Annotated in this window: 19 protein-coding genes; 9 read left to right on the top strand and 10 right to left on the bottom strand. The window is 65.3% G+C overall.

Features of this window, described 5'->3' with window-relative positions; translation table 11 throughout:
• Positions 1-49: 49 nt before the first annotated feature.
• The gene (gene ligB, locus G7026_RS09755) at positions 50-1,729 is read right to left on the bottom strand and encodes an NAD-dependent DNA ligase LigB (RefSeq protein WP_181070577.1); all 1,680 of its coding nucleotides are present in this window, start codon (positions 1,727-1,729) and stop codon (positions 50-52) included.
• A 164-nt stretch (positions 1,730-1,893) separates the two neighbouring features.
• Between ligB and G7026_RS09750 the strand changes: the two genes are divergently transcribed.
• The 3 genes from G7026_RS09750 (at position 1,894) to G7026_RS09740 (ending at position 4,215) form a co-directional block, all read left to right on the top strand.
• Entirely contained in the window at positions 1,894-2,823 is a 930-nt protein-coding gene (locus G7026_RS09750; RefSeq protein ID WP_181070576.1) for an ABC transporter ATP-binding protein, read from the top strand.
• Entirely contained in the window at positions 2,820-3,581 is a 762-nt protein-coding gene (locus G7026_RS09745; RefSeq protein ID WP_181070575.1) for an ABC transporter permease, read from the top strand. Before G7026_RS09750 ends, G7026_RS09745 begins: the two co-directional genes overlap by 4 nt.
• Positions 3,582-3,645: 64 nt before the next feature.
• Positions 3,646-4,215, top strand: a complete 570-nt coding sequence (locus G7026_RS09740; RefSeq protein WP_181070574.1) for a DUF2780 domain-containing protein — start codon at positions 3,646-3,648, stop codon at positions 4,213-4,215.
• A gap of 73 nt (positions 4,216-4,288) precedes the next feature.
• Here the strand turns inward: G7026_RS09740 and metK are convergent, their stop codons facing one another.
• Both metK and G7026_RS09730 read right to left on the bottom strand, forming a co-directional pair.
• Positions 4,289-5,479 (bottom strand): methionine adenosyltransferase, encoded by a 1,191-nt coding sequence (metK, locus tag G7026_RS09735; RefSeq protein WP_181070573.1) that lies wholly within the window; start codon positions 5,477-5,479, stop codon positions 4,289-4,291.
• 14 nt (positions 5,480-5,493) lie between these two features.
• Positions 5,494-6,492 carry an ArsR/SmtB family transcription factor gene (locus G7026_RS09730; protein WP_181070572.1) on the bottom strand — a complete coding sequence of 333 codons (999 nt, stop codon included), beginning with the start codon at positions 6,490-6,492 and terminating at the stop codon, positions 5,494-5,496.
• A gap of 342 nt (positions 6,493-6,834) precedes the next feature.
• On the opposite strand from G7026_RS09730, the gene tkt reads away from it, so the two are divergent.
• The 6 genes from tkt (at position 6,835) to fba (ending at position 13,043) form a co-directional block, all read left to right on the top strand.
• Entirely contained in the window at positions 6,835-8,832 is a 1,998-nt protein-coding gene (gene tkt / locus G7026_RS09725) for a transketolase (protein ID WP_181070571.1), read from the top strand.
• A gap of 105 nt (positions 8,833-8,937) precedes the next feature.
• Positions 8,938-9,981 (top strand): erythrose-4-phosphate dehydrogenase, encoded by a 1,044-nt coding sequence (gene epd, locus G7026_RS09720; protein WP_181070570.1) that lies wholly within the window; start codon positions 8,938-8,940, stop codon positions 9,979-9,981.
• Positions 9,982-10,020: 39 nt separating this feature from the next.
• Positions 10,021-11,181 carry a phosphoglycerate kinase gene (locus tag G7026_RS09715; RefSeq protein WP_181070569.1) on the top strand — a complete coding sequence of 387 codons (1,161 nt, stop codon included), beginning with the start codon at positions 10,021-10,023 and terminating at the stop codon, positions 11,179-11,181.
• A gap of 93 nt (positions 11,182-11,274) precedes the next feature.
• A complete protein-coding gene (locus G7026_RS09710; RefSeq protein WP_181070568.1) occupies positions 11,275-11,469 on the top strand; it encodes a hypothetical protein in 195 nt (64 codons plus the stop codon).
• Positions 11,470-11,491: 22 nt separating this feature from the next.
• On the top strand, positions 11,492-11,821 hold the full coding sequence (locus G7026_RS09705) for an MliC family protein (RefSeq protein ID WP_181070567.1): 330 nt from the start codon (positions 11,492-11,494) through the stop codon (positions 11,819-11,821).
• A gap of 157 nt (positions 11,822-11,978) precedes the next feature.
• On the top strand, positions 11,979-13,043 hold the full coding sequence (gene fba, locus G7026_RS09700; RefSeq protein ID WP_181070566.1) for a class II fructose-bisphosphate aldolase: 1,065 nt from the start codon (positions 11,979-11,981) through the stop codon (positions 13,041-13,043).
• A 44-nt stretch (positions 13,044-13,087) separates the two neighbouring features.
• Here the strand turns inward: fba and betA are convergent, their stop codons facing one another.
• The 7 genes from betA to G7026_RS09665 all read right to left on the bottom strand — a co-directional run bounded on the left by betA (position 13,088) and on the right by G7026_RS09665 (position 21,108).
• Complete coding sequence (betA, locus tag G7026_RS09695) at positions 13,088-14,797, bottom strand: choline dehydrogenase (protein ID WP_181070565.1); 1,710 nt, start codon at positions 14,795-14,797, stop codon at positions 13,088-13,090.
• Positions 14,798-14,834: 37 nt separating this feature from the next.
• Complete coding sequence (betB, locus tag G7026_RS09690) at positions 14,835-16,307, bottom strand: betaine-aldehyde dehydrogenase (RefSeq protein WP_181070564.1); 1,473 nt, start codon at positions 16,305-16,307, stop codon at positions 14,835-14,837.
• Positions 16,308-16,369: 62 nt separating this feature from the next.
• Complete coding sequence (gene betI, locus G7026_RS09685) at positions 16,370-16,963, bottom strand: transcriptional regulator BetI (protein ID WP_181070563.1); 594 nt, start codon at positions 16,961-16,963, stop codon at positions 16,370-16,372.
• A 147-nt stretch (positions 16,964-17,110) separates the two neighbouring features.
• Entirely contained in the window at positions 17,111-17,965 is an 855-nt protein-coding gene (locus G7026_RS09680) for a glycine betaine ABC transporter substrate-binding protein (RefSeq protein ID WP_181070562.1), read from the bottom strand.
• A 79-nt stretch (positions 17,966-18,044) separates the two neighbouring features.
• Complete coding sequence (locus G7026_RS09675; protein ID WP_181070561.1) at positions 18,045-18,986, bottom strand: choline ABC transporter substrate-binding protein; 942 nt, start codon at positions 18,984-18,986, stop codon at positions 18,045-18,047.
• Between the two features lie 32 nt (positions 18,987-19,018).
• Positions 19,019-19,909: an ABC transporter permease gene (locus tag G7026_RS09670; protein WP_181070560.1), complete on the bottom strand. Its 891-nt coding sequence runs from the start codon at positions 19,907-19,909 to the stop codon at positions 19,019-19,021.
• 2 nt (positions 19,910-19,911) lie between these two features.
• Entirely contained in the window at positions 19,912-21,108 is a 1,197-nt protein-coding gene (locus G7026_RS09665) for a quaternary amine ABC transporter ATP-binding protein (RefSeq protein ID WP_181070559.1), read from the bottom strand.
• Positions 21,109-21,356: the final 248 nt, after the last annotated feature.

The following is a 21,356-nucleotide window of genomic DNA, read 5'->3' as shown; positions in this document are numbered from 1 at the left end:
AACAAACGTCGATGTCTGTCGACTCTCGTTTGGCCTGGAAGTGCCCTATTCAGAAACCTTCGATGCCCGCAGCCTGCAGTCGCGCCGCCAGCGCGGCGACCTGTGGATCGTTGAAGAAAGCATGCAGCTGGTGGGCTCGGCCCGCGCCGATGCCGGGTTGCTCGGCCCATTGCGCCTGGCTGCGCACGGCCAGTGCGGCCCAGGTGATATCGGCCTCTAGCTTGACGCCCGGCGCCAGGCCGAGCCCGGCCAGCCAGCGGTCAAAGGGGCGCTGGCGCGCTTCGTCGAAGCGTTGTCTCAGCGCGGCGGCGCGAAGCGGCCCGATGCCGGGCAGCTCGGCCAGGCGCGCGGCATCGAGTTCCAGCCAGTCGCCAAGATCCGTCAGCAATCCCGCCTCGAGCAGCGAGCGCCAGGTTTCCGGTCCCACACCGGGCAACGCCAGGCCCCGCTTGCCGCCAAGCCATGCGAGGCGGGCAAGGAACTGGGCTTCGCAGCCCGGCTCCGGACGCCAGCAACTGAGCGGGTGATGGCGGGCGGGATCGGGCATTGCCACGGCCTGCCGCTGCGTGGCCTGCCAGATCACTCCCTCCAGGCGCGGAATCGTCAGGCCGGCGAGGGCCACGGCCACCTGATCGCCGGGGCGGATATCGAGGGCTTTCCAGCGTTGCAGCGAGCCCACGCTCAGCTGAGTGATGCGGCGGCCATCGAGGATTACCGGTTCGATGCTCAGCATGGGAGTGATGCGGCCCGTGCGGCCGATCGTGAAGGTGACCTCGCGGACTTCGGCCAGTGCGGTGACGACCGGGTATTTCCAGGCCGCAGCCCATGACGGCGGTTCGGCGCGCCAGCGACTGGCCTCAGGCCGGGCCGCCTGCTTCAGCACCACGCCATCGCTGGCGAAGGGCAGGGCGTTTCGGTACCAGTAATCGCGCCAGCGGCGTGCCTCGGCGATGCCGGTCAGCGGCTGGCTGAACTCCGCGGTGTCGGCAAAACCCATCGCGGCCAGGCCCCGCAGACGTGCCTGCATGTCGTCAGGCCCGTTCGGCCAGTCCCAGACGAACAGGCCGATGCCGGCGGCTTCTTCCGCAGGGATTCGCTGGCGCGCCATCAGCCCGGCGACCTTGCTGCGCGCTCCGGTGCCGCCGGCAGTGGCCTGCACATGGTCGGACAGTCGCCAATACAGTTCGCCCTGGAGGATCACCGGCTCGCTCAGCGGCAGGCGCTGGGCGATGCCCGGCAACTGGCGCACCCGGGCCGTCCAGTCCTGTCCGCTGCGCCCGTCGCCGCGGCTGATAGCCTGCTGCAGCGAGCCGTCCCGGTAGACCAGGGTGACGGCCACGCCATCGACCTTGGGCTGAATCCAGAGATTCTTCCGGCTGGACATCCAGCGCGTGACTTCGGCCTCGTCGGCAAGCTTGGCCAGGCCGGTCTGCATCACCGGATGGAGCCGTTCGCCGCCCCGGCCCACCAGCGGGTCGAGCGGCGTACCCACGTCCGCGGGGAAGCAGCGTCGCCAGCCGTCGAGGCGCGCGCGGGCCTGGTCATAGACCTCGTCGGGCACCAGGGATTGGCCGCGGCCATGATAGGCGGCGTCCCACTCGGCCACCTGGCCGTCGAGGGCTGCGATTTCGCGGTGGGCGTGGGAGGGGGCCCAGTCGGGGCAGGAGGCGGCGAGCGCCGGGAGGCAGAACGAGGCCTGCACGATGGCCAGGAGAGCGGGTCGTATCATGGGAGCATCCTTGCTCGGGTAGACGAACGGGCACATCGGCCCGACGTAGCGATTGGTGGCTCGGGGCGTCCTGCCTCGTCGGTGGTAGATCGACTCGCGGCCGTCCACCTTGCCGGCTTTTTCTCTACAATCGCGCTCCTCTATGTATCCGGAGAAACGATCCTGTGCAATCAGTAATCTCCATCGAGGCACTCACCAAGACCTACGCGTCGGGCCATCCGGCGCTCAAGCGCATCGACCTAGAGATCCACAAGGGCGAGATCTTCGCGCTGTTGGGGCCGAATGGCGCCGGCAAGACCACCCTGATCAGCATCATCTGCGGCATCGTCAATCCCGGTACCGGACGCGTGCAGGTGGACGGCCACGACATCATTCGCGACTACCGCGCTGCGCGTTCGAAAATCGGGCTGGTGCCGCAGGAGCTGTACAACGAGGGCTTCGAAAGCGTCTGGGCGACGGTGCGTTTTTCCCGCGGCCTGTTCGGCAAGGCGCCGGACGATGCCTATCTGGAAAAGCTGCTGCGCGACCTGTCGCTGTGGGACAAGCGGGACGCGCGCATCCTGGAGCTTTCCGGCGGCATGAAGCGTCGGGTGATGATCGCCAAGGCGCTGTCCCACGAGCCGAGCATCCTCTTCCTCGACGAGCCCACCGCCGGGGTCGACGTGGAGTTGCGTCGGGACATGTGGGAGATGGTCCGGCGGCTGCGCGAACGCGGCGTGACTATCATCCTCACCACCCATTACATCGAAGAGGCCGAGGAGATGGCCGATCGCATCGGGGTGATCAGCAAGGGCGAGATCATTCTGGTCGAGGACAAGGCCGTACTGATGCACAAGCTCGGCAAGAAGCAGCTGACGCTGCAACTGCAGCGCCCGCTGGCGGCGATCCCGCCCGAGTTCGCCGATTATCCGCTGGAGCTGGCGGACGAGGGCAACCAGTTGGTCTACACCTTCGACGCCCAGCACGAGCACACGGGCATCGCCGAGCTGCTCAAGCGTCTGGCTGAGCACGGCATCGATTTCAAGGATCTGCAATCGAGCCAGAGTTCGCTGGAAGAAATTTTCGTCAGCTTGGTAAAAGGCAGCCGTACATGAATTTCTACGCAATCCGCGCCATCTACCTGTTCGAGCTGGCGCGCACCTGGCGGACCTTGCTGCAGAGCATCGCCACGCCAGTCATCTCCACCTCGCTGTACTTCGTGGTGTTCGGCTCGGCCATCGGCGCGCGGATGGAGGCCATGCACGGCATTCCCTACGGGGCCTTCATCATTCCCGGGCTGATCATGATGGCGCTGCTCACCGAGAGCATTTCCAATGCCTCGTTCGGCATCTATATGCCGCGCTATTCCGGGACCATCTACGAGGTGCTGTCGGCGCCGGTGTCGTACATCGAGATCGTCATCGGCTACGTTGGCGCTGCAGCGACCAAGTCGCTGATCCTCGGCGTAATCATCCTGCTCACCGCCCGGCTGTTCGTCGATTACGAGGTTCAGCATCCGCTGATGATGACGCTGTTCCTGGCGCTCACCGCGGTGACCTTCTGCCTGTTCGGCTTCATCATCGGCATCTGGGCCGACGGCTGGGAGAAGCTGCAGATCGTCCCGGCGCTGATCGTCACGCCCCTGGCGTTCCTCGGCGGCAGCTTCTATTCGATCGAGATGCTGCCGCCGCTGTGGCAGAAGATCACCCTGTTCAATCCGGTGGTGTACTTGATCAGCGGTTTCCGCTGGAGCTTTTACGGCGTCTCGGACATCAGCGTCGGTATCAGCCTGGCGATGATCCTCGGTTTTCTCGCCGCCTGTCTGCTGGCGGTGTGGTGGATCTTCAGGACCGGCTATCGGTTGAAGAACTGATCCGGCCCAGTCCTTCTCCGCGCTGCAGGTAGCATGGCGGCGCATTCTCTCTTTCGAGGCAAACATGAAACGCGTTCTTTCTCTCGCCGTTCTGGCCGCTCTCAGCCTGGCGGCCGGTTCCGCCACCGCCTTCAACCTCGGCGAGGCCGCTCGGGCGGTGTCGGGCATCACCGGTAATGGCGCCACGCAAAACACATCGCAGGCCCAGGCGCTCGGACTGATCGGTCAGCTCGACGAACTGGGCGTCACGCCCGCCCAAGCGCTGGGCGGCAGCGGTGCCTTGTTGCAATTGGCCAAGCAGCAGCTGAGCGGCAACGACTACGCCCAGCTCGCCAAAGCCGTGCCCGGCCTCGACAAGCTCACCGGCGACAGCGGGCTGGAGCAGCTCGGCCAGCTGGGTGCGATGACCGGCCTGCTGGGTAAATCGGATACCACCGTGGATGCACGGACCGCCGCCGCGGTGGACAGCGTGCAGAGCCTGACTGACGTCAACCAGGCGTTTTCCTCGCTGGGTATGGATGCCGGCATGGTTGGCCAGTTCACGCCGATCCTGCTGCAGTACCTCGGTAGCCAGGGCGTGGCTGGCTCGCTGTTGCAGAGCCTGGGCGGCATCTGGGGCGTCGGCGGCGCCTGATTCCGCTGATCAAGAAAAAGCCCCGCACGGCTTGCGCCGGCGGGGCTTTTCGGTACGCGTGTTTGCAGCTGCGTTACAGACCCGCGGCGGCGCGCAGGGCGTCGGCCTTATCGGTCTTCTCCCAGGTGAAAGCGGTGAAGGTGTCGCCACCGACCGTCATCTCATAGGGTTCGCGACCGAAGTGGCCATAGGCGGCGGTGGCCTTGTACATCGGGTGCAGCAGGTCGAGCATGGTGGTGATCGCGTAGGGACGCAGATCGAAATGCTCACGGACCAGGGCGACGATCCGCTCGTCGCTGAGTTTGCCGGTGCCGAAGGTGTTGATCGAGATCGACGTCGGCTGCGCGACGCCGATGGCGTAGGAAACCTGGATTTCGCAACGCTCGGCGAGGCCCGCGGCGACGATGTTCTTCGCCACGTAGCGGCCGGCGTAAGCGGCCGAACGGTCTACCTTGGATGGGTCCTTGCCGGAGAACGCGCCGCCGCCGTGACGGGCCATGCCGCCGTAGGTGTCGACGATGATCTTGCGTCCGGTCAGGCCACAGTCGCCCACCGGGCCGCCGATGATGAACTGGCCGGTCGGGTTGATGTGGAACTGGGTATCCTTGTGCAGCAGCTCGGCCGGGATCACGTGCTTGACGATCAGCTCCATCACCGCTTCCTGCAGGTCGGAATGCTTGACCTCCGGATTGTGCTGGGTCGAAAGCACGATGGCGTCGATCCCGACGACCTTGCCGCCTTCGTAACGGCAGGTGACCTGGCTCTTGGCATCCGGACGCAGCCACGGCAGCAGGCCGTTCTTGCGGGCTTCGGCCTGGCGCTCGACCAGTGCGTGGGAGAAGCGGATCGGCGCCGGCATCAGCACGTCGGTTTCGTTGCTGGCGTAGCCGAACATCAGGCCCTGGTCGCCAGCGCCCTGGTCTTCCGGCTTGGAGCGGTCGACGCCTTGAGCGATGTCCACCGACTGCTTGCCGATGATGTTGATGATGCCGCAAGTGGCGCCATCGAAGCCGACTTCCGAGCTGTTGTAGCCGATGTCGACGATGACGTCGCGCACCAGCTGCTCGAGATCGACCCAGGCGCTGGTGGTCACTTCACCGGCGACGATGGCCACCCCGGTCTTGACCAGGGTTTCGCAGGCGACACGGGCGTGCTTGTCTTCGCTGATGATGGCGTCCAGTACCGCATCGGAAATCTGGTCGGCGATCTTGTCCGGATGCCCTTCGGACACGGACTCGGAGGTGAAAATCGAGTATTCGCTCATCTATCGGTTTCCTGTTACCGGTGGGTGAGTCGGTCGTCAGCGGGACGGGCAAATTGCCGGGCCTGGATCTGAAAACCGTTTTTCAAGCCAATGTAGAGGCTCTCGCCGGGCGTGAGCCCCGCGGCATCGGCCCAACGGGCCAGATCGTCCTGTTCGAAACCGAGCCAGAGATCGCCGCAGGCCTCCCTGGCCCACCCCTGGTTGTGGCTGCACAGCTCGGTGATCAGCAGGCTTCCGCCCGGGCTCACCAGCCGCGCCAATTGTCTGAGTGCCTCGCCCGGCGCCGCCAGGTGGTGCAACACCATGTTGACTACCACACAGTCGGCGGCCGGACAGTCATCGTGCAAGGCATCGGCAAGTTTCAGTTCGACGTTGCCGAGTCCTTCCTGTTCACAGCGAAGCCGCGCCAGCTCCAGCATCGCCGGGCTGTTGTCGACCGCCAGCACCCGCGCGAAGCGCCGCCCCAGCTCAGGCAGAAAGCTGCCGTCGCCCGGGCCGACCTCCAGTGCCGAGGCCTCGGCCGGCAGTTGCAGCGCCTCGAGCAGCGCCAGCACGCTGTCGCGATACTGCGGCAGGCCGGCGATCAGGTCTTGTCGAGCCTGGAAGCTGCCGGCCATGCGGGCGAAGAAATCCTCGCTCGCCGCACTGCGCTGCGCATGCACCGAGGCGATCCGCGCGCGTACCTCGTCGGGCAACTGCAAGCCGTCTACCTCTTCGAGCAGGGCAGCATGCAGCGAGCCGCCGAGGCTCTCACCGTGGGGCAGGGCGCGACGGTAGAAAATCGCGTTGCCTTCGCGGCGAGTCGCTACCAGACCGGCCTGCGCCAGCACCTTCAAGTGATGGCTCATGCCCGACTGGCCGATGGCGAAGATCTGCGCCAGCTCCAGCACGCCAAACGAATCGCTCGCCAGCGCCCTCAACACGTTCAGCCTCAGCGGGTCGCCGCCGGCCTTGCACAGGGCGGCGAGCTGGTCGCTGGCGTCGAAACGGATCTGAGGGATGCGCAGGCTCATAAGCCGCGCAGTCTAGTCGGTGACCTTTCGTGGGGCAACGGCAATATCAAAATCTTTTGATATTGATGTGTCGGGTCTGTCAGTTCCATGGCCGATCGGGGTCACCATGATCTGCGGGCAAGTAGGCCGCCGCTACATTCATCCATGCGCTGCTGGCTTTGGGAGGGTGTTCCGGCCGCGGCGTAGTGCCACAGGAGCGGTCTGGATAGCATACCAAGGCGGCGCAAGCCACGCGGGCGGTCAGGTGATGGCGGCGATATGGTCCCTGCGCATTGCCCCCACCCCCCGCCGTGGGGGAAAATGGGCGTCTTTCTCGCCATACCCCCCGCAGGAGATTCAGCGATGCCCAGCCGTCGTGACCGTGCCAACGCCATCCGCGCCCTCAGCATGGATGCCGTGCAGAAAGCCAACAGCGGCCACCCCGGTGCCCCCATGGGCATGGCGGACATCGCCGAGGTGCTCTGGCGCGACTACCTCAAACACAGCCCGACCAACCCGACCTGGGCCGACCGCGACCGCTTCGCGCTGTCCAACGGCCATGGCTCGATGCTGATCTACTCGCTGCTGCACCTGACCGGCTACGACCTGTCGATCGACGACCTGAAGAACTTCCGCCAGCTGCACAGCAAGACCCCGGGTCACCCGGAGTACGGCTACACGCCGGGCGTCGAGACCACCACCGGTCCGCTGGGGCAGGGCATCGCCAACGCGGTGGGCTTCGCGCTGGCCGAAAAGGTCATGGCCGCGCAGTTCAACCGCCCAGGCCACAACATCGTCGACCACTTCACCTATGTGTTCATGGGTGACGGTTGCATGATGGAAGGCATCTCCCACGAGGTCTGCTCGCTGGCCGGTACCCTCAACCTGTCCAAGCTGATCGCCTTCTACGACGACAACGGCATCTCGATCGACGGCGAAGTGCACGGCTGGTTCACCGACGACACGCCCAAGCGCTTCGAGTCCTACGGTTGGCAGGTGATCCGCAACGTCGACGGCCATGACGCCGACGAGATCAAGATGGCCATCGAGACCGCTCGCAAGAGCGATCAGCCGACCCTGATCTGCTGCAAGACCATCATCGGCTTCGGCTCGCCAAACAAGCAGGGCAAGGAAGAGTCCCATGGCGCCGCGCTGGGCGATGCCGAAGTCGCCGCGACCCGCGAAGCGCTCGGCTGGAGCCACGGCCCGTTCGAGATCCCGGCCGACATCTATGCCGAGTGGGATGCCAAGGAAGCCGGCGTCAATGCCGAGAACGAGTGGAACCAGCGTTTCACCGCCTACGAGGCCGAATTCCCCGACCTCGCCAGTGAGTTCAAGCGTCGCATGGCTGGCGAGCTGCCGGCGGACTTCGCCGAGAAGGCGTCGGCCTTCATTCGTGACGTGGCGACCAAGGGCGAAACCATCGCCAGCCGCAAGGCCAGCCAGAACTGCCTGAATGCCTTCGGCCCGCTGCTGCCCGAGCTGCTCGGCGGCTCGGCGGACCTGGCCGGTTCCAACCTGACCCTGTGGAAGGGCTGCAAGCCAGTAGTCGCCGAGGATGCCTCGGGCAATTACATGTACTACGGCGTGCGCGAGTTCGGCATGAGCGCGATCATGAACGGCGTCGCCCTGCACGGTGGCCTGATTCCTTACGGCGCGACCTTCCTGATGTTCATGGAGTACGCGCGCAACGCGGTGCGCATGTCGGCCCTGATGAAGCAGCGCGTGCTGTATATCTTCACCCACGACTCCATCGGTCTGGGCGAAGACGGCCCGACCCACCAGCCGGTCGAGCAGCTGGCCAGTCTGCGCTGCACGCCGAACCTCGACACCTGGCGCCCGGCCGATACCGTCGAGTCGGCGGTGGCCTGGAAGCATGCGGTCGAGCGGAAGGACGGCCCGAGCGCGCTGATCTTCTCGCGCCAGAACCTACCGTATCACATCCGCGACAACGAAACCGAAGCGGCCATCGCTCGCGGCGGCTACATCCTCAAGAGCTGCGCGGGCGAGCCCGAGCTGATCCTCATCGCCACCGGTTCGGAAGTCGGCCTGGCCGTGCAGGCCTACGACCAGCTCACCGAGCAGGGCCGCAAAGTGCGCGTGGTGTCGATGCCCTGCACCAGCGTGTTCGACGCCCAGGATGCGGCCTACAAGCAGCAGGTGCTGCCGGTCGAGGTCAGCGCACGGGTCGCCATCGAAGCGGCCCATGCCGACTACTGGTACAAGTACGTGGGCCTCGAAGGCCGCGTCATCGGCATGACCACCTACGGTGAGTCCGCCCCAGCCGGTCAGCTGTTCGAGCACTTCGGCTTTACCGTGGAGAACATCCTCGCGGTAGCCGAGGAGCTGCTGGAAGACTGAGTCGCCGCCTGGCTTCAGGCCGACTGCATGCCGATGTAGGAGCGAGCTTGCTCGCGAATGCCCTTCGGGCGCTCGCGAGCAACCCCTACGCAACAAGGAAGCACCATGCCTAACAGGCCTTACCGCATCGCCCTGAACGGCTACGGCCGCATCGGCCGCTGCGTATTGCGCGCCTTCTACGAGCGCAACGCGGCGTTCAACTTCGAGATCGTTGCGCTCAACGATCTGGCCGACATGGCCAGTCTGGAATACCTCACCCGTTTCGACTCCACCCACGGCCGCTTTCCCGGCGACGTGAGCGTGGAAGGCGACTGCCTGCACCTCAACGGCCATTGCGTGAAGGTGCTGCGCCAGGCCGACCCCGAGGCGATCGACTGGGCCGCGCTGGGCGTGGACCTGGTGCTCGAATGCTCGGGTGCCTATACCAGCCGCGCCGATGGGCTGCGCTTTCTCGAGGCTGGGGTGCCGCGCGTGCTGTTCTCCCAGCCGATGGGGAGCGCCGCCGACGTCGAGGCCACCGTGGTGATGGGGGTGAATCAGGCCTGCCTGACGGGGTGTGAACGGCTGGTCTCCAACGCCTCCTGCACCACCAATTGCGGCGTGCCGGTGCTCAAGCTGCTCAACGAGGCGGTGGGCATCGAGTACGCCTCGATCACCACGATCCACTCGGCGATGAACGACCAGCCGGTGATCGACGCCTACCACCATGAAGACCTGCGCCGTACCCGCTCGGCCTTCCAGTCGGTGATTCCGGTTTCCACCGGGCTTGCCCGCGGAATAGAACGGCTGTTGCCGGAACTCTCGGGGCGGATTCAGGCCAAAGCGGTTCGGGTGCCGACGGTGAACGTGTCCTGCCTGGACATTACCTTGCAGACCGCCCGCGACACCGATGCGCAGACGATCAACCGGGTCCTGCGCGAAGCCGCCGAAGGCGGGCCGCTCAAGGGCCTCGTGGCCTACACCGAGCTGCCCCATGCCAGCTGCGACTTCAACCACGACCCGCATTCGGCCATCGTCGATGGCAGCCAGACCCGCGTTTCCGGCCCCAGGCTAGTGAATCTGCTGGCCTGGTTCGACAACGAGTGGGGGTTCGCCAACCGCATGCTCGAAGTCGCCGACCACTATCTGCGCGTCGCCCATGACGATTGATCCGCAGCGCGCCACTCGACCACTCTTAAGGAAGATCCTATGACCGTTTTGAAGATGACCGACCTCGACCTCCAGGGTAAGCGCGTACTGATCCGCGAGGATCTCAACGTGCCGGTGAAGGACGGCGTGGTGAAGAGCGACGCGCGCATCCTGGCTTCGCTGCCAACCATCAAGCTGGCCCTGGAGAAGGGCGCGGCGGTGCTGGTCTGCTCCCACCTGGGCCGTCCGGAAGAAGGCGTCTACAGCGAGGAAGACAGCCTCAAGCCGGTCGCCGACTATCTGACCAAGGCTCTGGGCCGCGAGGTCCCGCTGGTCAAGGACTACCTCGGCGGTGTCGAGGTCAAGGCCGGCGAGCTGGTGCTGCTGGAAAACGTTCGCTTCAACAAGGGCGAGAAGAAGAACACCGACGAGCTGGCACAGCAGTATGCCGCGCTGTGCGACGTGTTCGTCATGGACGCCTTCGGCACCGCCCACCGCGCCCAGGGTTCGACCCATGGCGTGGCCAAGTTCGCCAAGGTCGCCTGCGCGGGTCCGCTGCTGGCTGCCGAACTGGACGCCCTCGGCAAGGCGTTGGGCAACCCGGCCAAGCCGATGGCGGCCATCGTCGCCGGCTCCAAGGTGTCGACCAAACTCGACGTGCTAAACAGTCTGAGCCAGGTCTGCGATCAGTTGATCGTGGGTGGCGGCATCGCCAACACCTTCCTCGCCGCCGCCGGCTACAAGGTCGGCAAGTCGCTGTATGAAGCCGATCTGGTGGACACCGCCAAGGCCATCGCGGCCAAGGTCAGCGTGCCGCTGCCGGTCGACGTGGTGGTCGCCAAGGCATTTGCCGAGAGCGCCGAAGCCACCGTCAAAGCAATCGCCGACGTGGCCGACGACGACATGATCCTCGACATCGGCCCGCAAACGGCTGCCAATTTCGCCGACCTGCTGAAGTCCTCCAAGACCATCCTGTGGAACGGCCCGGTAGGCGTGTTCGAGTTCGATCAGTTCGGTCAGGGCACCCGTGTGCTCGCCGAAGCGATTGCCGACAGCCCGGCGTTCTCCATCGCCGGTGGTGGCGACACGCTGGCGGCCATCGACAAGTACGGTGTGGGCGAGCGCATCTCCTACATCTCCACGGGCGGTGGCGCGTTCCTCGAGTTCGTCGAAGGCAAGGTCCTGCCGGCGGTCGAGGTGCTCGAGCAGCGCGCGAACTGAGCCCGGCGTGTCCGGGCGGTTGCGCTGGCACTAGGCAACCACCCGGGCCGGGCGATGTCTCTTGTTCTGACCATCAAGGAAAGGAGACTCGCCATGCGTTACGCCGCCGTTGCCCTGTGTTGCCTGAGCCTTGCCGGCTGTGCCGGTGGTGGAGCGCCGGAAAGCGCCTGCGAACTGTTCGCGCCGCCACCCGCCGAGACGCCTACCGCGCAGAACGCCCAGCGCGTCGAGATGCAGGCCACAGGTGACCCCACTGCGATGAGCCCGGACGAGCAAAACTGCGACTGAAGATCCGCTTCAGGGAGAACAGATGAAAGGCCCGATGTTTTTGCTTGCCGTCGCACTGCTAGCCGGTTGTGCGCGACAGGCAGGCCCCGACGCACCGCTGGTGCGCTGGAACTGCGCCAGTGGGCAAACCATTGCCTGGCGCTACGCCGACACGGATCGGCGCAGTGTGGATCTGCGAATCGGCAACGACTCGCAGATTCATCATTTGCGTCTGGAACCTGCAACCCGAGGTGCTTTCTATAGCGATGGCGTTACCGCCTTGCACGACAAGGGCAGCGAGGTGCTGGTGTACCGCGTAGCCGATGACAGGGTGCTGGCCCACGGCTGTAGCGCCTCGTTGATCAATTTCTGATCCGGCGGCCTCCCGCCGCAAAAAAAGACCAGGGACGGAGAGCTGTAGTTGCCGCCCGCCCGTACAATGCCGCGCCCCCTGGCGTGGTGCTTGAACAGCGCCGGCCCCTGGGGCAGGCTTTAACGTTTGAATGACCCTAACCGGGAGAAAGGAAAACATGGCACTCATCAGCATGCGCCAGATGCTCGACCACGCCGCCGAATTCGGCTACGGCGTGCCGGCTTTCAACGTCAACAACCTCGAGCAGATGCGCGCCATCATGGAAGCGGCCGACAAGACCGATTCCCCGGTGATCGTCCAGGCTTCGGCCGGTGCCCGCAAATATGCCGGCGCGCCCTTCCTGCGCCACCTGATCCTGGCCGCGGTGGAAGAATTCCCCCACATCCCGGTGGTCATGCACCAGGACCACGGCACCAGCCCGGACATCTGCCAGCGCTCCATCCAGCTGGGCTTCAGCTCGGTGATGATGGACGGCTCGCTGAAGGAAGACGGCAAGACTCCGTCCGACTACGAATACAACGTGCGTGTCACCCAGCAGACCGTCGCGTTCGCCCACGCCTGCGGCGTGTCGGTGGAAGGCGAGCTGGGTTGCCTGGGCAGCCTGGAAACCGGCATGGCTGGTGAAGAAGACGGCGTCGGCGCCGAAGGCACCCTGGATCACAGCCAGCTGCTGACCGACCCGGAAGAAGCCGCCGACTTCGTGAAGAAGACTAAAGTCGACGCCCTGGCGATCGCCATCGGCACCAGCCACGGCGCCTACAAGTTCACCAAGCCGCCGACCGGCGACACTCTGTCGATCCAGCGCATCAAGGAAATCCACCAGCGCATCCCGGATACCCATCTGGTGATGCACGGTTCCTCCTCGGTGCCGCAGGAGTGGCTGAAAATCATCAACGAGTACGGTGGCGACATCAAGGAAACCTACGGCGTGCCGGTCGAAGAGATCGTCGAGGGCATCAAGTACGGTGTCCGCAAGGTCAACATCGATACCGACCTGCGCCTGGCGTCCACCGGTGCGATCCGTGAGTTCATGGCCAAGAACCCCAGCGAATTCGACCCGCGCAAGTACCTGGCCAAGACCGTGGCCGCAATGCGTGACATCTGCATCGCCCGCTACGAAGCCTTCGGCACCGCCGGCAACGCCTCCAAGATCAAGCCGATCTCCCTGGAGAAGATGTTCGAGCGTTATGCCCGCGGCGAGCTGGACCCGAAGGTCAACTGAGACCCTCGCTCATGAAAAAGCCCGCGAAAGCGGGCTTTTTCATTTCAGGCTGGCTGCGGCAGTTCGCTGGCGATTTCCGGCGGATCCGCCCGCAGGCGGGCCGGGCGGTCGCCGGCGACGAAGTAGGCCGCGTCGCTGCGAGGCAGCGGGGCACGTCCGCGGATTCGGTCGGCGATCTTCTCGGCCATCATGATGGTCGGTGCGTTGAGGTTGCCGGTGGTGATCAGCGGCATGATCGAGGCGTCGGCTACCCGCAGCCCTTCGAGGCCATGTACGCGGCCCTGACCGTCGACCACCGCCATCTCGTCCAGGCCCATCCTGCAGGAGCAAGAGGGGTGGTAGGCGGTTTCGGCGTGGCGGCGAACGAAGGCGTCCAGCTCGGCATCGCTCTGGCAGTCCAGGCCCGGGCTGATCTCCCGGCCACGGTAAGGGTCCAGCGCTGACTGCTGCATGATCTCCCGGGTGATGCGGATGGCGTCGCGAAACTCGCGCCAGTCCTGCTCGGCGCTCATGTAGTTGAAAAGGATGCTGGGATGCTCGCGCGGGTCGCGGGATTTAACCTGCACGCGCCCGCGGCTGGGTGAGCGCATCGAGCCGACGTGGGCCTGGAAGCCGTGCTCCCTCACCGCGTTGGTGCCGTTGTAGTTGATCGCCACCGGCAGGAAGTGGAACTGGATGTTGGGCCAGTCGAACTCGCTGCTGCTGCGGATGAAGCCGCCCGCTTCGAACTGGTTGCTCGCGCCGATGCCGGTGCCGAGGAACATCCACTGCGCGCCGATCTGCGGCTGGTTCCACCACTGAAGTGCCGGATACAGCGAGACCGGTTGCTTGCAGCTGTACTGCAGGTACATCTCCAGGTGGTCCTGCAGGTTCTGGCCAACGCCGGGCAGGTCGTGCACCAGCGGGATGTCCAGCTCGCGCAACAGCGTCGCCGGGCCGACGCCCGAGCGCTGCAGGATCTGCGGCGAAGCGATCGCGCCGGCGCAGAGCAGAACTTCCCGTTGCGCATGGACCACCTTCGGCACGTCGCCGTTGCCCTGCAGGTAGGCCACACCGTTGGCGCGCTTGCCGCTGAAGAGGATGCGGTCGGTCAGGGCGTGGGTGACGATGGTCAGGTTCGGACGCTCGCGAGCCCTGTCCAGGTAGCCGCGGGCGGTGCTGGCGCGTCGCCCTTCGGGTGTCACCGTGCGATCCATCGGGCCGAAGCCTTCCTGCTGGTAGCCGTTGAGGTCATCGGTCGCCGGATAACCGGCCTGTATGCCGGCGTCCACCATGGCCTTGAACAGCGGGTTGTTGCCGGCCTTGGGGGTGGTGACGTGCACCGGGCCGTCGCCGCCGTGATAGTCGTTGGGGCCGATATCGCGGGTCTCGGCCTTGCGGAAGTAGGGCAGGCAGTCGTGGTAGGTCCAGTCCTCGAGCCCCGGTTCCTTGGCCCAGTTGTCGTAGTCCAGGGCGTTGCCGCGGATGTAGCACATGCCATTGATCAGCGAGGAGCCGCCCAGCCCCTTGCCGCGGCCACATTCCATGCGGCGGTTATCCATGTACGGCTCGGGCTCGGTTTCGTAGGCCCAATTGTAGCGCCGCCCCTGCAACGGGAAGGCGAGGGCGGCGGGCATCTGGGTGCGGAAATCCAGCCGGTAGTCGGGGCCGCCGGCTTCGAGCAGCAGCACCTTGACGTCCGCGTCTTCGGTCAGCCGTGCGGCCAGTACGTTCCCCGCCGAGCCGGCGCCGATGATGATGTAGTCGTATTCCATGAGGCAGCACCTTCGGAAGCTTGCAGCGTGTGGCTGTTTAGAAAACCGAGGCGAAGTCGCCGAGCTCCACCTGCACCGATTTGATGCGAGTGTAGTGGGCCAGGGTGGTCAGCCCGTTCTCGCGACCGACACCGGACTGCTTGTAGCCGCCTACGGGCATCTGCGCGGGGGATTCGCCCCAGGTATTGATCCAGCAGATACCGGCCTCCAGGCGATGGATCACCCGGTGCGCGCGGGCCAGGTCTCGGGTCACGATGCCGGCGGCCAGGCCGTATTCGGTGTCGTTGGCGCGGCGAATGACCTCCTCCTCATCGTCGTAGACGAGCAGGCTCATCACCGGGCCGAAGATCTCCTCACGGGCGATGGTCATGTCGTCCGTGCAGTCGCTGAATACCGTGGGCGCCACATAGGCGCCCCTGGCGCATTCGCCGTCCTCGACCCGGTGGCCGCCACAGAGCAGACGTGCGCCCTGCTGGCGTCCGGTTGCGATGTAGCCGAGCACTTTTTCCAGGTGGGCAAAGCTCGTCAGGGGGCCGAAGTTGGTCCGCTCGTCCAGCGGGTTACCCAGGCGGATGCGCTTGATGCGCTCCAGCAGCTTGTCCTCGAAGCGCGACAGCAGCGCGCGGGGGACGAAAACCCGGGTGCCGTTGGTGCAGACCTGGCCGGTGCTGTAGAAGTTGGCCATCATCGCAATGTCGGCGGCGCGGTTGAGATCGGCATCCTCGAAGACGATCAGCGGCGACTTGCCGCCCAGCTCCATGGTGACCTCCTTGAGCGTCGAGCCGGAGGCGCTGGCCATGACTTTCTTGCCGGTGACGGTGCCGCCGGTGAACGAGATCTTCTCGATGCCGGGATGTTCGGTCAGCCACTGGCCCACTTCGGCGCCGCTGCCGGTCAGCACATTGAACACACCGTCGGGCAGGCCCGCCTCGCTGTAGATCTCGGCGAGCCTGAGCGTGGTCAGCGAGGTCACTTCGCTGGGCTTGAAGATCATCGCGTTGCCAGCGGCCAGGGCCGGCGCCGATTTCCATAGGGCGATCTGGATAGGGTAGTTCCAGGCACCGATCCCGGCCACCACGCCCAGCGGCTCGCGCCGGGTATAGACGAACGAGCTGTCGCGCAGCGGGATCTGCTCGCCCTCAATCGCCGGAATCAGCCCGGCGTAGTACTCGAGCACGTCGGCGCCGGTGACGATGTCCACCGCGCGGGTTTCCGAGAGCGGTTTGCCGGTGTCGAGGGTTTCCAGTTCGGCCAGCTCGTCGTTGCGCTCGCGCAGGATGTCCACCGCACGGCGCAGAATGCGCGAGCGCTCGACTGCGGTCATCGCCGCCCAGGCCTTCTGCCCTTCGGCGGCGCTGGTGACGGCGCGGTCGACGTCGGCGCGGCTCGCCTGCTGCAGGTCGGCGAGCACGTCGCCGTTGGCCGGGTTGATGCTCTGGAAAGTGGCGGTGCCGGTGGCGTCGACGTACTGGCCGCCGATGTAGAGGCGTTGCTGTGGCAATCGAGGCATGTCGTTCTCCGCAAGGTGCGGTCGCGGCGGACGGTGTCGGCCCGCGGCGGCGCCGCAGTAGGTCAGCCGGGCTGCTTGGCCAGCTGCTGGTCGAGGTATTCGTAAGCCAGGCTCAGGGCTTGATCAATGTCGAAGTCGTCGCTCGACAAGGCGCCACGCAACCACAGCCCGTCGATCAGGGCGGCGAGCCCGCGGGCGGCCGAGCGTGCCTGGACCGGCGGCAGGCAGCGGTGGAACTGGCCGCACAGGTTGGAGTAGAGGCGGTGGTCGTTGATGCGCTGCAAGCGGCGCAGGGACGGCTGATGCATGCTGGTCGCCCAGAAGGCTAGCCAGGTTTTCATGGCAGGGCCGTTCACTTGGCTGTCGTCGAAGTTGCCGTCGATGATGGCCTTGAGATGCGCGCGCGGGTCGTCGGCGGCGAGCTGTGCCCGTCGGTCGCGCACGGCTTGGTTCAGCGCCTTCATCAGGTGGCGCATGGTCGCTTCGAGCAGGCCGTTCTTGTCCTGGAAGTAGTGACTGATGATGCCGTTCGAGACGCCGGCGAGGCGGGCGATCATGGCGATACTGGCGTCGCTCATGCCGACCTGGTCCACCGCTTCGAGGGTGGCGTGGATCAATTGCTTGCGTCGGATCGGCTGCATTCCGAGCTTGGGCATTGGGGCTCCGGTGCTTTGGGGCGCCCGGCAGTCTAACATTCTTTATTGAACGATCAATCAATAAAAGGCGGCGGGCAGGGCGCTAGGCGCTTGCGGTCGTCGGGGCGGCGGATGAAGCGCACAGGTGCGCCTCATCCGCCGGGGGCGTTATTCCAGCCAGCCGTCGACACGCTCGGGGTTGGCCTCGATCCACTGCTTGGCAGCGGCCTCGGGGCTGGCGCCGTCACGGATGGCGAGCATCACCGCGCCGACTTCCTCGGCCGACCAGCTGAATTTCTTCAGGAAGGCTTCGGCTTCCGGCGCCTTCGCCGCCAGACCGGGATTGGCCACGGTGTCGACGTGCTCGGCCTCGCCGAAGACGTTCTTCGGGTCTTCCAGGAAGCGCAGCTTCCATTGCGCGAACATCCAGTGCGGGATCCAGCTGGTGACCACGATCGGCTTGTCGGCCTTCATCGCACGCGACAGGGCGGTGGCCATGCCCGGGCCGGAGCTCGGCATCAGGCGCAGGTTCAGGCCGTATTCCTTGATCGCCTCCTCGGTGCGGCGCATCACGCCGGCGCCAGCGTCGATGCCGGTGATCTTGCCGTCCAGCTGGTCGGCGTAGTCGTTCAGGTCCTCGATGCTCTTGGCGGCGAAGTTTTCCGGCACCACCAGGCCGATCTTGGCGCCTTCGTAGTTGCTGCCGAGCACGGTTACCTTGTCCTTGAGCTTTTCGAAATATTCGCCGTGGGTCGCTGGCAACCAGGCCGACAGCGTGACGTCGAGATCGCCACGGGCGACGCCCTGCCACATGATCGCGGGCTCGACCGCCTGCAGGGTGACGGGGTAACCGAGTCTGCTCTGCAGAATCTCCCCGGCCACGTGAGTGGCGGCTACGCTGTCGTCCCAGCCATTGACGTAGCCTATCTTCAGTGCCGGTTTGTCCGCCGCCATGGCCGCGTTCATGCCCAATGCCAGGCAGGCGACGCCCAAGCCCTGGACGACGTTCTTGATCATGCTCATGGTATTGCTCCTTGTGGGATGTTTGAAAGGCGTAGCCGTCCCTGGCGTGCCGTGGCGCGCCAGGGACGTGGGCAATCGATCAGAGGCCGACGTACTGCTTCACGGCGCTGGCGCCGTCCTTGCCGTCGAAAGTGGTGACGCCCTCGAGCCACTGGTCGAGGATCGCCGGGTTGGCCTTGATCCAGTCCCTGGCGACACGGGCGGGGTCCTGCTTGTCGAGGACCTTTTCCATCAGCTGGCTTTCGATCTCGACGCTGAACTGCAGGTTGTCGAGCAGCTTGCCGATGTTGGCGCAGCGCTCCTGATAGTCCGGCGGCACCACGGTGTAGACCTGGGCCGCGCCGAAGTCGGGGCCGAACACGTCGTCGCCGCCGTTGAGGTAGGTCAGGTCGTACTGGGTGTTCATCGGGTGCGGCGCCCAGCCGAGGAAGACCACCGGCTGCTTGCGTTTGACCGCCCGCGCCACCTGCACCAGCATGCCGGCTTCGCTGGACTCGACCATCTTGAAGTCGCCGAGGCCGAACTGGTCGCCCTTGATCATCTGCTCGATCAGCAGGTTGCCGTCATTGCCGGGCTCGATGCCGTAGATCTTGCCGTCGAGCTGGTCCTTGAACTTGGCGATGTCCTCGAAGCTTTTGAGGCCCGCCTCGGCGGCGTAGGTGGGTACGGCAAGGGTGTACTTGGCGCCGGTCAGGTTGGGCGTCTCGAGCACCTTGACCGAGCCGTCCTTGGTGAACGGCTCGATGATCGAATCCATCGAGGGCGCCCAGTAGCCGAGGAAGACGTCGATCTGCTTGTTCTTCACCCCGGTGAAGGCGATCGGTACCGAGGCCATGATCTTGCTCGGCTGGTAGCCCAGCGCTTCGGTCAGGGTCATCGCCACGCCGGTGGTGGCGGCGATGTCGGCCCAGCCGATCTCGGCGAAGCGGACCTTCTGGCAACTCTGCGGCTCCTGGGCCCAGGCACCGCCGGCCAGGGCCATGCAGGCCAGGAGGGCGGCGACGTGCTTCGATGGTTTCATGATCAACTCCTTTGCGTAGGCTTGCGGATGGGCTACTGGCGCTGCAGGCGCAGCCGGCTGCTGACCCAGCCGTAGAAGCGTGCCCGGCGGGTATCGGTGCGCGGGGTGCCGAAGCTCTCGGTGATGCGATCGAGGATGATCGCCAGCAGCACCACGGCCATGCCGCTTTCGAAGCCCAGGCCGATGTCCAGGCGCTGGATGCTGGCGAGCACGTCGTTGCCCAGGCCGCCGGCGCCGACCATCGAGGCGATGATCACCATCGACAGGGCCATCATGATGGTCTGGTTGACCCCGGCCATGATCGAGGGCATGGCGTTGGGCAGCTGCACCTTGAACAGCAACTGGCGGCTGTTGCAGCCGAACGACTGGCCGGCTTCGACGATTTCCTTGTTCACCTGACGGATGCCCAGGCTGGTCAGGCGCACCGCCGGTGGCATCGCGAAGATCACCGTGGCGAAAATGCCCGGCACACGGCCGAGGCCGAAGAGCATGGCGGCGGGGATCAGGTAGACGAAGGCCGGCATGGTCTGCATGAAGTCGAGGATCGGTCGGATGATGAAGGCGACCCGTTCGCTGCGCGCGGCCCAGATGCCGAGCGGAATGCCCAGCAGCAGGCTGATCAGCGTCGCGGAAAAGGTCAGGCCAAGCGTCACCACCGTCTGCTGCCAGAAGCCGGTGAGCACGATCAGCACCATCGCAACCGCGGTGAAGATCGCGAAGCGGATGCCGATGCGCCACAGGCCGAGGCCGACGAAGATCGCGATCAGCAGCCAGGCCGGCGGAAACATCAGGACCTGCTCGATGGCCTCGGAAAAGGCCGCGACGCCACTGCCAAGGGTTTCGAAGGCGCCGCCGTAGTTCTCCAGCAGATGTTCCACCGCATCGTTGACCCAGCTGCCCAGGTCGAGCTTCTTCTCGTTCATGCTCAGTCTCCCTGCAGCCGGCTTAGCAGGCGGCCCTTGCTGATGGCGCCGCTATAGCGCCCGTCGCCATCGATCACCGGAATCGGCCCCTCGTTGTCCACCAGGCGTTCGATCACCTGGTTCAGCGGCAGGTTTTCCGGTGCCGGGTCGATCTGCTTGAGCACCGCCTGGTCGAGGCTGCAGGTCTGCCCGCCGTCGACCATCAGGGCGAGCTTTTCCAGGCTGATGGAGCCTCGGAAGTTGTTGTCCTCGTCGACCACGAAGGCGTAGTGCTTGTCCTGCGCCTGCAAGTCCTGGCAGACCTGCTGGGCGTCCGGCGCCTTGCCGTTGTGCACGTAGAGCGGGACGCTGTCGGTCTTGAGCTGGCCGGCGGTGAGGTAGCGGCTGGTGTCGACGGTATCGAAGAAGTTGCGCACGTAGTCGTTGGCCGGGTTGTCGATCAGCTCCTGGGGCGTGCCGACCTGCACCAGCCGGCCGCCTTCCATGATCCCGATGCGGTTGCCGATGCGCATGGCTTCTTCGATGTCGTGGGAGACGAAGATGATGGTGCGGCGGTGGGTCTTCTGCAGCTCCAGCAGGATGTCCTGCATCTCGCGGCGCTTGAGCGGATCGAGGGCCGAAAAGGCCTCGTCCATGATGATCATCGAAGGATCGACCGCCAGCGCGCGGGCCAGGCCGACGCGTTGCTGCATGCCACCGGAAAGCTCATGGGGAAACTTGTCGGCGAAGGTGTCCAGGCCGACCTGGCGCAGCACCGCCATGGCGCGCTCTTCACGTTCGCGGCGGCCCTTGCCGGCCACTTCGAGGCCGAAGGCGGCGTTGTCCAGCACGCTGCGTGAAGGCATCAGGGCGAAGGACTGGAAGACCATGCTCATGTCGCGGCGACGCAGGTCGATGAGCTGGTCCTTGGGGAGTTTGGCGACGTTCTGGCCGTCGATGAAGACATCGCCGGCAGAGGGTTCGATGAGCCGGTTGATGAGGCGGATGAGGGTGGACTTGCCGGAGCCGGAGAGCCCCATCAGGACGAAAATCTCGCCTTCCTCGACGCTGAACGAGACGTCGCTGACGCCGATCACCGCGCCTTTATCCGCGAGAATCTGTTCCTTGCTCATCCCCTGCTTGAGCAGGTCGATGGCTTCTTGTGGGTGCTCTCCGAAAACCTTGTAAAGGTTTTGCACCACGATCTTTCCAGGTTGCATGGAGTGTTTCCCCTTCAGTAGACATCCAGTTCGGTTGCGCAAGTCCGATGGCGCCGGTCAGGCGCAGCACCTGGTTGATGCCGACTGCTGTTGCCTTGCGGGTCCGCATGGGTGAGGCGGGTTGGCGTGGAGGGGAGCGTCCGGCCGTCCTGCACAGTGACCCACGGCGCGCCGGCCGGCGGTGCATGTGCCGGACTGCTTGCTGGTGGGCAAAGTGGGTGACCGCTCTTACCACATCCCTTCAAAAC

The sequence above is a fragment of the Stutzerimonas azotifigens genome (assembly GCF_013522725.1).
GTDB classification, from domain to species: Bacteria; Pseudomonadota; Gammaproteobacteria; order Pseudomonadales; family Pseudomonadaceae; genus Stutzerimonas; species Stutzerimonas azotifigens_A.
The sequence above is the reverse complement of the archived record's forward strand: the minus strand, read 5'-3'. Positions and strand labels throughout refer to the sequence as shown.